The organism is Pseudomonas sp. CBS, assembly GCF_024734645.1.
In the GTDB taxonomy this organism is placed as follows: domain Bacteria; phylum Pseudomonadota; class Gammaproteobacteria; order Pseudomonadales; family Pseudomonadaceae; genus Aquipseudomonas.
Window position 1 is genome coordinate 489404 of sequence record NZ_CP102929.1, and the last position, 12704, is coordinate 502107.

Genomic DNA, 12704 nt, shown 5'->3' on the forward strand with positions numbered 1-12704 from the left:
GATAAACGCGACTCACGGACTATCACCATGCCCAGCCTCTGTTGCTGTTCTAACACGCCAGGCCCGCCGAAGAGATTTCTCCTGGTTCGGCTGCGTCGACTGCTGTGTTTTGTGCTGCTCTGGAGTCAGGCTGCGTGGGCGGATCCTAGCCCTCAACAGAATGGTGCCGAACAGGTGATTGATGTACAGCTACGCTGGAAGCATCAGTTCCAGTTCGCGGGCTACTATGCCGCCATCGCAAAGGGCTATTACCGCGAAGAAGGACTGGAAGTACGCTTGCACGAAGGTGGCCCCAATGTCACACCGGTCGAAGAAGTACTCGCTGGGCGTGCCCAATACGGCGAAGCCAATAGTGAATTGCTCTACGCACGCCTGCATGGAAAGCCCTTGGTAGCGCTGGCGGTGATTTTTCAGCATTCACCTTCCGTGCTTGTGGCTCGCACAGACCAAGGTGTTCGCACTGTGCACGACCTGATCAGCAAGCCGTTGATGCTCATGGATGCACAGACCGATGCCGATTTTCTGGCGATGTTCCTACGCGAGGGTATACCCCTCGAAAAACTGCAACTGCTACCCAGCAGCTTTCAAATTGGGGATCTAGCCAGCGGTAAAGTGACTGCGTTCAACTCGTACCTGACCAACGAGCCTTTCTACCTGCAACAGCGGGGCGTGGAATACAACATCATCTCGCCCGTCACCTACGGGATCGACTTCTACAGCGACATCCTGTTCACCAGCCAGGCCGAGATTGACGAACATCCACAGCGGGTCGAGGCATTCCGCCGCGCTACCCTGCGCGGCTGGCGCTACGCGATGGATAACCCTGAGGAAATCATAGACCTGCTGCTCAATCAGTATTCGGTGGAGAAAAGTCGCGCGCACTTGCAATTCGAAGCTCAGGCCATGCGTCCGCTGGTTGTATCTGACCTGATCGAGATCGGTCATATGAACCCAGGGCGCTGGCAACGTATGGCTGAAACCTTCCTCGAACTGGGTATGGTCGACAATATCGCCGGTCTGGAAAACTTCATTTACGATCCCAATCCGCCACAGCTCGTCGAGCGGTTGCGCAAGACCATTGTGCTGATCAGCATCGGCTGTGTGCTTGTTCTTATGTTCGCTCTAGTTCTGTTGAATACCCAGCGCCATCTGCGCAACGAGATCAAGTTGCGCAAACTCGCAGAAGAGGAAGTACGCAAGCTGGCCTTCTATGACAGCCTGACTGGCTTACCCAATCGCAATAGTTTTATTCCGTTTTCCAGTCAGAAGCTGTTGGCCGCAAAGAGCCGTGGAGACCATCTGGCCCTGTGCTATATCGACTTGAATCACTTCAAGCAGATCAATGATCGTTTTGGTCACCAGGCAGGCGATGCCATCCTGATCCACGTAGCGACGGCCATCAAATCCAATATTCGCGAGTTCGAAATAGCCGCGCGCATGGGAGGTGACGAATTCGTAGTCCTGCTCGACGGCGCGCATCACAGAGGCGATATCCAGCGCATCACCCATGAAATCTGCAAGGCCGTCGACCTGCCCATTCCATGGAAAAACTGCCAGATCAAGGTCAGTGCTAGCTTAGGGGTGGCGTGGTATCCCGAAGATGGCGAAGGTCTGGATGATTTGATTTTCAAGGCCGACACCGCCATGTTCCAACGCAAAGCCAGTATCGCTGCGAAGGCTTGATCCTTGCGAGGTGCTCCTGCGAAAAGACTTGGTAGTTAAAAACCAGTGCGCCACTGCGGGTTGTGCGCGCGCGTTTCTTCGCATGACGCTTCTAGTCGCGCCGTAACTGACCCGAAGTGTAGAAGCTGAATGATCTATCGCCGCGTACGGTAATCCTCCGTCCGCTTCTGGCCGTTTTTTGCCTGTTGCGATAGGCAGAAAACGATCGATTGTGTTGAAAAAGTCGGTTTTCCAAAAAACACTCGAATATTGATGGATGAAAACACCTGTTGCCCGCTGCAACGTGAAATCCTAGTACTGAACCTTCTGCCAAAAATTAAGATTTCAATCTCACGCGCGCACTTTTCTGACGTGGAATTCGAAGCCGACTGTTTTCAACAGAATCGGTCCAAAGAGGGCGGTCTACAAGATGACCTACGCTCGCCCTTTTTCTCACGATTGGGCTGATGGACCAACACCCTGAGATTCAAAGTTTAGTGCAATATCAATGACAAAGTGCCTCGTAGAATTTAGAGATACAAAGAGCCGTATGAGCCTCGACATCATTATTTTGAAACCTACAGACCTGAGCATAAACGACTTGGCTGCCGTAGAGAGTGTGGAGGATATTGGGTCTCGAGCCTCTGTCAGCTCTACTGTGGATCTAGTATTCCCAGGATGTGCTCAAGGTGCATTTTCCACGGGTGATTGTTACTGCGTTGAGTCAGCTCTGAGCGGAGACCCAGTGACTTCCATACACCTGACTCTCAGATATGGCAGTGCTTGGTCTGAATCAGCCAACGGTGAGTTCTTAGCGTTGCTTTCCAGGCTATGCCAACGCCTCCAGTCGCAAGCCTACGCGGTGTCTGACAACTCACGGCTCGCCTCTTTTCTATAAGGGTGGTCGCTCATGCGACTCCTTTCATGATTTAACGTCCGCTATTGGCCCAGAGTGTGTAAAAACGCGCTGATGCATTTTCGGTGTGTAGAGCCGACGGCTGTTTAGCCGGGCAATTGCCCGCAACAAGTCCCGCGGCTCATCACTTGGGCCTGTGAGGCTCGAGCGTCGCTTGCCACGACATGATCGCAACCTACAGCCGCGAGCCATGCAAGGATGGAAAATTGGTCGGGCTGAAAACACCACTCTGACTGAAAGATATTTGGGCCATGATTCCTCCCTATTAGTATTCGTTCACGTAGAGCAGGGTTGGACGCATGGCTGTACCCCGGGTCTTGGTCGCATGGGTGAGCGATAAGATCCGGGCGACCCCGGGGTTGACTTTGCGGTGAGGTAAAAACAATGCAGCCCAACGTCTTGACTCAACCGTGAGTCGGCGTAAGTGTCAAGAGCGCGCCTCCTTGGCGAGCTGAAGCATAGGCCGCGTCCAGGACTTGCATGATTGCCTCGGCGTCGCGTAATGATGCAATGGGCTTGGCTCCGTTACGGCATTCTGAGAGCACTTGCTTGACGAACAGTGGGTAATAGACATCTGTATCCAGCTGCAGTCGGCGGCTTCGCGTGCCGGCGGCAAGGTTATGTCGATCCCTGATTTCGATCCGGTCAGGGCCGGATTTGGCATACACGCGATCGGATGAAATAGTGAAGGAGAACTCTCGCTGCTCATCAAAGGTACTGGGGAAACTGTATCCCGTTTCCACCACACCGATCACGCCATCTTCAGTCTGCAGGGTCAACAACGAGTAGTCTTCGACGGCACCCCGATGCGTCAGTGAATTCATGACGGCTGAGACCCGAGAGACTTCCTTGCCCGTCAGTAGCCTGAAGAGATCTATGAAATGCGTAGCCACATTGATCGTGGATCCGCCTCCCGAAAAAACGGGATCTATGGCCCAGGCTGAGCCTGCCGTTTCATAACGAGCGGGCGGACCTACGATGAAGCGGAAAGACATATAGTTGAAGTCCGCAGCCAGGCGTCCTTCAGTGTCTTGCAGTGCACTCAGCAGTTCACTCATGCGAAAGATCAACGGTACAGCGCAATAAAGATCGGCTTGCTCGGCCAGTTCACGTAACCGCGTAACCTGCGCCATATTGATGCCGCAGGGCTTTTCCAGGGCAAAGGGGATGTTGCGTGCGATCACGGCCTCTGCCAGTGACGGCATTTGTGAATGCCTGCCGAACACGAAAGCGAAATCGACTTCCTCGTGCTCAAGCAGCTCATAGGACGAGCGATACAACGGACATTTGAATCGTTCGGCAATGGCCTCGCCCTTCACGTCCTCTGAATCCGATACGGCCACCACTTGCACCCCATGGGTCTCAAGGGCATCCAGATATAGCGGGACATGCCAATGGCTGACTTCCAGTAACGCAACTTTCATATGTATTCACTCCTGACGCGGTGCTGTCACGTTATCGGGATGGTAGTCGAACCCGAGGAAGCGCAGTGCAAGCAGCGCCTGGCCTTTGTGCATCGGGCTTCCATTCTGGGTAAGACAGCCTCTTTTACGCGCCGCATCGCAAAGCGGTGTCGGGGCCGGGGAGTTGATGATGTCCACAACGAGAGTGCCAGGCTCTAGCCGCTCGGGATCCACAGGCATGGGGTCATTTTTGTTCATGCCAAGCGGTGTGGCATTGATCACGATTTCGTGGCCATGTGGGTCGGGTGGACCGTAGCGCGTGCTGCAACCTGTGTCGTCAGCAACAGCTTTTGCCAGGTCCCCGGCGCGGTTTTCGTCGACATCGGAGATGGTGAGTGATCGGGCTCCCGCCGACGCGACGGCAAATGCTATCGCTCTGCCCGCACCACCGGCACCGACCAGAAGAACGTTTTTGTTTGCTGGATCGTGGCCTTCCCACTGCATGCCAAGGACACAGCCGAGGCCATCGAATACTGCGCCGATCCAGCGCCCGTCGGGTTCGCAACGAATGACATTGATTGCGCCGACCTGACGCGCGGTGGGGTGAAGAGCGTCCACCACTTCAAGCATGGTCTGCTTGTGCGGCATAGTGACTAGGAGACCGGCAATGTTGCTCACGGCTCTTATGCCTTTCACAAAGTCGGCCAGATGCCCCTGGCCGACCTCCAGTGGAATGCAGACGGCGTTAGCCTGCGCTTCGGCAAACAATCTGTTCAGCAGGACTGGGGACTTGGCGCTCTTCAGGGGGGCGCCAATTAATCCGTATATGCGAGTGCTGTCGGTAATACCTGGATGCATGTCAACCTACTGTTATTAGTAGTGGCGAGCAATTATCAGTAGGGAGAATATCGGAACCCATTACTGACAACGTGCGCATAGTTACTGCCGTAAGACTGTGAGCGCGGAGCAGAGAAATTGAACAGCGCGCTGGGAGTAATTAGACAGGGGGTCAGGAGCGTGTCGCTGGCACTGGCTGGACTACGCTGGCTTGCGATTTGTCGTTGGATTGCTCCTGCACCCGTTCGTACTCCTCTTTCGACATTGGGACCGCATTAGGGTCACCCAGGTCATGCAGTCGAATCCGGAATGTCTCGCGCGTAGTAAAGGCCGCGATCGCGGAGATGACGCAGATGCCAAAAGTCAACGCACCGATTTTGAGAGGGATATTTTCACTCCCGGGAGGTGCAATCGATACGAACAGAGCTGGCAGGAAACCTGTACACGCTACTCCTATATTTTGGCCAATTGCCATGCCCGTAACCCGGACCCGAGTACGGAACAGCTCAGGGAACAGACTCGGGAATACACCATTGAAACCTTGGTAAGCCACACCCCACATGAGTACCGATAGAAATAAAGAAAGCCATATTTGGTGAATACTGATCGCGTAGAGATACGCAAATGACAGAAGTCCACCGCAAAGAACCCCCACAATGATCGGAGGGCGGCGACCAATCCGGTCAGAGAGCTTACCTACGAAGGGGATAAGGATGACGGCACACAAATTACCGAGTACCGGTACCCACATGAACACGCCGGCAGGAAAGCCTATGCCATAGGCCGGCTGGACTGCATAGGTCGCTCCGAATACGGAGGCGACAATTGCAAGCACTCCAGAAAGCGCCATGCAAATCACGCGTAATACATCTCTCCAGTTCTGCGTGACCACTTCGACCACTGGCAATTTGCGGGTCTCGCTTTGGATCGCCGCCTCGATGAATACCGGAGCTTCATGAACTTCACGCCGAATGATCCATCCGGCGACGAGCACCAGTGCGCTGAGCAGAAATGGAATTCGCCACCCCCAAGCAGCAAATTGATCAGCGGGCATGAACTGGGCAAGAGGCAGGAAAACGGCAGCGGCGAGGAGCTGACCGGCCTGCACGCCCTGGAGTGTAAAACTTGCAAAGTAACCTCGACGTCCATCCGGAGCATGCTCCAGGATCATAGAGCTTGCGCAGGACATCTCCCCAGCGACCGCAAATCCTTGAATCAGACGCAAAAGTATCAGCAGTGCAGGTGCCCATATTCCAATCTGTTGGTAGGTAGGAAGGAGGCCGATGCAGATGGTGGAGAATCCCATCAAGAACATGCAGTAGACCAGTACGGTCTTGCGGCCATGTCGATCGCCCAAGTGCCCCAGGACCACAGCACCTATAGGTCGGGCCACATACCCTACGCCAAAGCTGGCCAGCGAAATAATGATGCCAACTGTGGGGTTATCGGACGGAAAGAACAATTGCGGGAAAAGTAAGGCCGCCGCAGTGGCGTAAATGAAAAAGTCGTAATACTCCAGAGCAGACCCGATCCAGCCGCTGGCAGCGGCTTTCCTCGACTGCCGTTTGGAATGAGACTCAACCGGTGCGCTTTGACTCATGACGTGTCTCCGTCTATTGGATTTTTATTGTTGTAACGATGTTCCATTAGTAATGTTGTTACTTTTTGGAAACTATTGTCAAGGAGTAGTTGCTGGGCCAACCAGTGATAAATTTGTCCATGATTTATGCAACGAATCCCGCAACGCCTGCCTCGAAGGCGAGCCAAACCATTGTTTATCACCCGGGCACAGCAACATGACAGGAGGGCGGAACTCGTCCACCTGTCGGCTGCGTCTTAGTCTTTTTTACTGCTCTGTTAACAAGCCTGCACTTTTACAAGCTGTCTCGAGAAAGATGGCCGTCTACCAGTCGGAAAATGCCCAACGGATTGCCGTTCTTGAGAGCATCGGGCAGCAATGCATCGGGGTAGTTCTGAAAGCAGACAGGTCTCAGGAAGCGATCAATAGCCAACGTACCGACCGAGGTGCCGCGACTGTCGGACGTCGCAGGATAAGGACCGCCGTGCACCATGGAATCGCAGACCTCGACACCCGTTGGGTAGCCATTGATGAGGATGCGGCCAACCTTCACCTCCAACAAAGCAGTCAGCTCTGCGAATTGCGTCATGTCTTCTGGCTCACCGATCAAGGTTGCGGTCAATTGTCCGTGAAGGGCATGGATGGCAGCGTTGAGCTGTGCCTGGTCATTGACCTCGATGAAGATAGAGGTGGGGCCGAAGATTTCTTCTTGGAGAACCTTGTCTCCGTTAAGCAGCAACTCTACATCGGCCTTGAACAACTGCGGCTGGGCTTGGTACCCCTGTTGGTTGCTACCAGCCAGGTGCACGATGCCTGGGTATGCTTGCAGGTTCTGCAACCCGGAAGCGTAGCTACGCAGGGTGCCCGTGTTGAGCATTGTCTGTGCCGGTTGGTCGCTTATCAGCGCCGCCACTCTATTCTGAAAGGCACTGAATGCATCCGAGCGGATGCCAACCACCAGTCCGGGGTTGGTGCAGAACTGCCCACAACCTTGAACCACAGAGGCAGCAAGATCGTGAGCGATACTGTCGGCCCGACGCGAGAGGGCATGGGGCAGGATCACCACCGGGTTGATGCTCGACATCTCGGCGAAGACTGGAATGGGCTCCGGTCGAGCGGCGGCCATATCGCACAATGCTCGACCACCTTTGAGCGAGCCGGTAAAACCAACGCCCTTGATCAACGGATGTTTGACCAACGCTTCGCCTACGCCACTTCCGTAAATCATGTTGAAGACACCGGCAGGCATGCCGCTACGTTCGGCTGCGCGGATAATCGCGTTGGCGACCTGTTCCGCAGTCGCCATGTGTCCGCTGTGGGCTTTGAATATCACCGGACAACCCGCCGCGAGCGCGGAGGCGGTATCGCCGCCGGCCGTGGAGAAAGCCAACGGGAAATTGCTGGCACCAAACACAGCAACCGGACCGATGGCGGTGCGGTATTGGCGAAGGTCAGGACGTGGCAACGGTTTGCGCAGAGATAATGCCTGGTCGATGCGAGCTCCATAGAAGTCGCCTCGTCGCAGTACGTTTGCAAACAGACGCATTTGACCACTGGTACGGGCGCGTTCACCTTGGATACGAGCTATAGGCAATGCTGTTTCGCGGCAAACCAGAGCAATAAACTCGTCGTCCAAAGCCTCCATTTCTTCAGCAATGGAATCGAGAAAATCAGCCCGTTTACTTGCGCTCAGGGTGCGGTATCTGGAAAAAGCATTGAAGGCTGCATGAGCCGCGCTCTCGATTTCTTCCTCAGTCGCCTGGTGGAAGGCGTGGGGCAAGGGCTCCCCCGTGGTGGCATCCACGCTCTTGACGATAATGGTGCCGGCAGCGCTGCGCTGGCCGCCGATAAAATTCTGGCCGGTGATGAGGGACATCGTTGTCTCCAGGTTGAATGTGCAAGCGTTAGCTGGGCGAGGCGTTCCCAGAACTGGGAATCAGGTGACGGCGCCGATCTGCCAAGGTACGAACTCATTTTGTCCGTATCCATGTTGCTCACTCATGCTGCGTTCGCCCGAGGCAATACGCAGCATGGCTGCAAAGATCGATGCACCACACTCTTCGATGGTCAAACGGTCTTCCGCTATTTCGCCGCAGTTGATGTCCATGTCTTCTCGCTGACGAGCCCACAATGCGCTGTTGGTCGCCAGCTTGATTGATGGGGCAGGGGCGCAGCCATATGCCGAGCCGCGACCTGTGGTAAAGGCAATCAGGTTGGCGCCGCCGGCGACCTGACCGGTTGCGGAAACGGGGTCATAGCCGGGGGTATCCATAAACACTAGGCCAGTGGCGGTGACAGATTGGGCGTACTCGTAGACATCCATCAGGTTGCTGGAGCCAGCCTTGGCCACCGCGCCCAGTGACTTTTCCAGGATGGTTGTCAAGCCGCCTGCCTTGTTGCCAGATGAGGGATTGTTGTTTAGCTCGGCCCCCATACGCTCGCAGTAACTTTCCCACCAATGAATTCGAGCGATGAGTTTTTCGCCGACTTCACGAGTGACTGCCCGGCGCGTTAGCAAGTGTTCGGCACCGTATATTTCCGGCGTTTCTGAAAGAATCGCGGTACCGCCGCAGGCCACCAGGCGATCCACCGCATTGCCCAATGCAGGGTTGGCGGTAATACCGGAGTAGCCATCCGAACCACCGCATTGAAGCCCAACGGTCAGATGGCGTGCGCTAACCGGTTCACGCTCAATCTGGTTGGCTTCGCCAAGCAATTGCTTCAACTGATCAATACCATTGGCGATGGCTTTGGAAGTACCGCCACTGTCCTGAATATTGAACGTGCGCAGCGTATTACTACGGGTCAGGCCTTGAGTGGTAAGTAACGAATCGATTTGATTCGTCTCGCAGCCCAGCCCTATGACCAAAACCGCGGCGAAGTTAGCGTGGGTCGCATACCCCGCTAATGTCCGGCGCAACATGCTCAGTCCGTCCCCCGCAGGATCAACGGCGCAGCCGGCAGAATGGGTGAGCGCAACAACACCGTCGACGTTTGGATACGCTTGCAGTGCAGCGGGATTGATGTCCCGACGAAAATGGTCTGCGATGGCCCGGGCGACTGTGGCAGAGCAATTCACTGAGGTAAGAATGCCGATGTAGTTGCGCGTCGCGACGCGTCCATCCGGGCGTACGATACCCATGAACGATGGGGCTTCACTCGGCTTGATGTGGGGCTTGGCATCGACGCTGAACGCATAATTCCGAGCGAAGTCCCCCATGGCCAGGTTATGCACATGGATATGCTCGCCTGCTTCTATGTCGACAACGGCAAACCCAATGATTTGCCCATAGCGTCTCACCGGTTGACCGGCTTCGATACGCCGGGAGGCCACTTTATGGCCCGGCACAATCGCTTGAAGGACTGTCACGCCCTCCTGCTCAAGGATTTCGCCCGCGACCAGCGGTCGGCGTGCGATCAGCACATCGTCCAGCGGGTTCAAACGCAGCACAGCTGCTACGCCGGTTTTCATGATCAGTTCCATCGCATCCTCACGGGCTGCCGGGTGGTGCGCGGTCGCTCATAGCGCCGCACTTTTGTGCGGGCACTATAGGTTTCACAGAATGGGTTGCCTAATGAGAGCTTTCGATTGCTCGATAACTTTGCCTCATTGATTCTTAACGAGATCGTTGCCGAGCTTCTTCTGTGTAGCCGTTCGCCGTAGCCTGGCGAACTCCAGTAAGGTCGCAACAAACCTGCGCGCTGGCTCCGACAGGTACTCATCCCTGCGAGTGATAACCCCGTAATCCTGAGATTCAACTTTGAAGGGCGTATTGAGGATTTGAAGCTGCCCGTTTTGCAGCTGAGACTGGACCATGGACTCCGGAAGCATGGCGAGCATTGGCCCAGACTGCAGCAACTGCAGGAAGGTTTGCATCGAAATGGTTTCCACCGTGTTGGTCGGAGGGACAATCCGAAACGTTTTGAAAGCATGCTCCATGCGTTGTCGGATCGGCGTATTAAAGGGGTACATCACCCATGGCCATTCGCTGATCGCTTCGGCGGGGACCACCTCAAGTTGGCACAGGGGATGTGCGCTGTTCACGACGAGACAGAAGGGCTCAGGCCCCAACGAGGTAAATTCGAAAGGCTGACAATCCTCATCCGTGAAGCGCGCGATGATTAAGTCGAGTTTTTTTTGTTCGAGCATTTCCAGCAGATGGTTACTGGTCTGTTCGATTACTTCGATAGAAAGAAGAGGGCGCTCACGTTTTATGCTGGCGATAGCCTCAGGCAGGACCACTGATGTAGCAGCGAAGATTGTGCCGAGTTTTAGGTGCCCATGCCCGCCTTTACGTAGTTTGTTGACCTGATCGACGAATGACTCCGTGTCCTCTAAGGTAATGCGTGCGAAACGGGCCACGAACTCTCCCAGTTCAGTGAGAACAAGGTTTCGCGTTTGACGCTCAAACAATGGAAACCCTAGAAGGTCTTCCAGGTCGCGCAGCAACTTACTGATGGCCGGCTGCGTGACATTCATCTGTTCTGCGGTGGTGTGCATATTGCGGGTCTTGGCCAGACTACTGACCAGTACCAGATGTTTGATCTTCAGCCATCGAGTGACACTGCCAAAAGTAATTTGATCGTTTTTCATATGGAAGGCCTTGTCTGTCGATAACGAAACAGCATCGATGAGTGAGATTCTTTCATTGGGATTCATGAGGTCAGTTCATTACTTTTAGATCTCTGATGGCTGACTGATCTGGAAGCTTTATGTCGAATATGAAACTGACGCGCGCAAACACACTGCCCGTGGATGGCACGGCCGGAACGCTGATCGGCCGAGCCTGGGTTCCGGGTGCGATTGCAGGCCCATCGCCGGTAGTGCTGCGTAAGGACGGTGTGTATGACCTCTCTGAAGTCTTTTCGACAATAAGCGAACTGCTGGAACACACCTCGCCGCTGTTGGCTGTTCGACAGGCGCCTGGCAGGTACATCGGAACGGTCGAGGCGTTGCTCGGAAACACTGGCAGCCACACCGATCCCGACAAGGCATCGCTGTTGCCCCCAGCGGATTTGCAGGTCATCAAGGCGGCGGGAGTAACGTTTGCCTCCAGCATGATCGAGCGGGTAATCGAGGAGCAGGCCCGAGGTGATGCTGCCAAGGCCGAAAGTGTTCGCCGTCTGGTCCAAGACGCCATAGGTGATAATTTGCGGGCGATCAAACCGGGCTCGCCAGAAGCGATGCGCCTTAAAGCTGTACTGATCCAGCAAGGCCTGTGGTCGCAATACTTGGAGGTCGGTATAGGCCCGGATGCGGAGATTTTCACGAAGGCCCCGGTTCTGGCTGCCGTGGGTAGCGGCAGCGAAATCGGCATTCATCACAAGTCTGAGTGGAACAACCCTGAGCCGGAAATCGTGCTGGCGGTGAACAGTCGAGGCCATGTGCATGGCGTCACGTTGGGTAATGACGTCAATTTGCGCGATTTTGAAGGTCGCAGCGCACTGCTGTTGAGCAAGGCCAAAGACAACAACGCGTCCTGTGCGATCGGCCCATTTATTCGTCTGTTCGATGAAGCGTTTACGATCAATGACGTGCGTAATTGCGTCGTGGATTTGCACGTTCAGGGCAACGACGGCTTCGTTCTTGAAGGCAGCAGCTCCATGGCGCTGATCAGCCGTGATCCTTTGGATCTCGTGGCCCAGACAGTCGGCGGCGATCACCAGTACCCTGATGGTTTCATGCTCTTTCTCGGGACGTTGTTTGCGCCTACCCAAGATCGTGAGCAGCCGGGGAGCGGCTTTACGCATAAACAAGGCGATGAGGTCAGTATAGGGAGTCCGCTGCTGGGCACGCTGCGTAACACCGTCACCTATAGTCATGAAGCTGCGCCTTGGACGTTCGGCCTTCGAGCAATGATGCGCAATCTTGCTGCCCGCGGACTTCTGTAGGTAGGGCAGGGTGGTGGGATGCATTGGGCGTTCTTCCACAAGGACTAAGCATACGGACGCACATTTGAGGGCAGGATCAAGGGGGGCACCAAGCGTTTCCTTGACAGAGCTTTCCTGTGCGCCAATGTCTTTCTCTATAAAGTCATTTAGTTAAAGGCGCGTTTCCCCTGGTTAGGCGTCGCCTTCATGTTATTGGAATACTGTTCCATTAGTGGTAATGTTGCTCACAATTGTTTTATTGTCAAAGACAAACCGAAAAGAATATGGGGGGCGTCGAGCGGCGGTCACCCTTTTCTGGAACCTATCGAACCACTGGATTGTGAACCCTGAAGGTCTTTGGCCTGGAAGCTTGCCGCTGGTGAATAAGGCTGCCAGCTATCGCAAATGTTTGAGCTGAAAAAGTGATATTCCAAAC

The 12704-nt window shown here is 54.8% G+C and carries 8 protein-coding genes; 2 read left to right on the forward strand and 6 right to left on the reverse strand.

Annotated elements, in window-relative coordinates:
* Window positions 1-27 precede the first annotated feature (27 nt).
* Window positions 28-1683, forward strand: coding sequence for a GGDEF domain-containing protein (locus tag NVB75_RS02220; RefSeq protein ID WP_258345734.1), 1656 nt, complete (start codon window positions 28-30; stop codon window positions 1681-1683).
* A gap of 1299 nt (window positions 1684-2982) precedes the next feature.
* On the opposite strand, the gene NVB75_RS02225 is transcribed toward NVB75_RS02220, so the two are convergent.
* From NVB75_RS02225 to NVB75_RS02250, 6 genes are all read right to left on the reverse strand, one after another.
* Window positions 2983-4002, reverse strand: a complete 1020-nt coding sequence (locus NVB75_RS02225) for a Gfo/Idh/MocA family protein (RefSeq protein WP_258345736.1) — start codon at window positions 4000-4002, stop codon at window positions 2983-2985.
* Between the two features lie 6 nt (window positions 4003-4008).
* Window positions 4009-4839, reverse strand: a complete 831-nt coding sequence (locus NVB75_RS02230) for a shikimate dehydrogenase (RefSeq protein WP_258345737.1) — start codon at window positions 4837-4839, stop codon at window positions 4009-4011.
* Window positions 4840-4990: 151 nt separating this feature from the next.
* Window positions 4991-6418, reverse strand: coding sequence for an MFS transporter (locus NVB75_RS02235; RefSeq protein ID WP_258345739.1), 1428 nt, complete (start codon window positions 6416-6418; stop codon window positions 4991-4993).
* Window positions 6419-6692: 274 nt separating this feature from the next.
* On the reverse strand, window positions 6693-8273 hold the full coding sequence (locus tag NVB75_RS02240; protein WP_258345741.1) for an aldehyde dehydrogenase (NADP(+)): 1581 nt from the start codon (window positions 8271-8273) through the stop codon (window positions 6693-6695).
* A 60-nt stretch (window positions 8274-8333) separates the two neighbouring features.
* Entirely contained in the window at window positions 8334-9881 is a 1548-nt protein-coding gene (locus tag NVB75_RS02245; RefSeq protein ID WP_258345743.1) for a UxaA family hydrolase, read from the reverse strand.
* A 123-nt stretch (window positions 9882-10004) separates the two neighbouring features.
* A complete protein-coding gene (locus NVB75_RS02250) occupies window positions 10005-10991 on the reverse strand; it encodes a LysR family transcriptional regulator (RefSeq protein WP_258348487.1) in 987 nt (328 codons plus the stop codon).
* A gap of 119 nt (window positions 10992-11110) precedes the next feature.
* On the opposite strand from NVB75_RS02250, the gene NVB75_RS02255 reads away from it, so the two are divergent.
* Window positions 11111-12289, forward strand: coding sequence for a fumarylacetoacetate hydrolase family protein (locus tag NVB75_RS02255; RefSeq protein WP_258345744.1), 1179 nt, complete (start codon window positions 11111-11113; stop codon window positions 12287-12289).
* Window positions 12290-12704: the final 415 nt, after the last annotated feature.

Excerpts from the sequence above, each read along its gene's own strand:
- NVB75_RS02220 (WP_258345734.1), top strand. The coding sequence starts at position 28 with ATGCCCAGCCTCTGTTGCTGTTCTAACACGCCAGGCCCGCCGAAGAGA.
- NVB75_RS02225 (WP_258345736.1), bottom strand. The coding sequence starts at position 4,002 with ATGAAAGTTGCGTTACTGGAAGTCAGCCATTGGCATGTCCCGCTATAT.
- NVB75_RS02230 (WP_258345737.1), bottom strand. The coding sequence starts at position 4,839 with ATGCATCCAGGTATTACCGACAGCACTCGCATATACGGATTAATTGGC.
- NVB75_RS02235 (WP_258345739.1), bottom strand. The coding sequence starts at position 6,418 with ATGAGTCAAAGCGCACCGGTTGAGTCTCATTCCAAACGGCAGTCGAGG.
- NVB75_RS02240 (WP_258345741.1), bottom strand. The coding sequence starts at position 8,273 with ATGTCCCTCATCACCGGCCAGAATTTTATCGGCGGCCAGCGCAGCGCT.
- NVB75_RS02245 (WP_258345743.1), bottom strand. The coding sequence starts at position 9,881 with ATGGAACTGATCATGAAAACCGGCGTAGCAGCTGTGCTGCGTTTGAAC.
- NVB75_RS02250 (WP_258348487.1), bottom strand. The coding sequence starts at position 10,991 with ATGAAAAACGATCAAATTACTTTTGGCAGTGTCACTCGATGGCTGAAG.
- NVB75_RS02255 (WP_258345744.1), top strand. The coding sequence starts at position 11,111 with ATGTCGAATATGAAACTGACGCGCGCAAACACACTGCCCGTGGATGGC.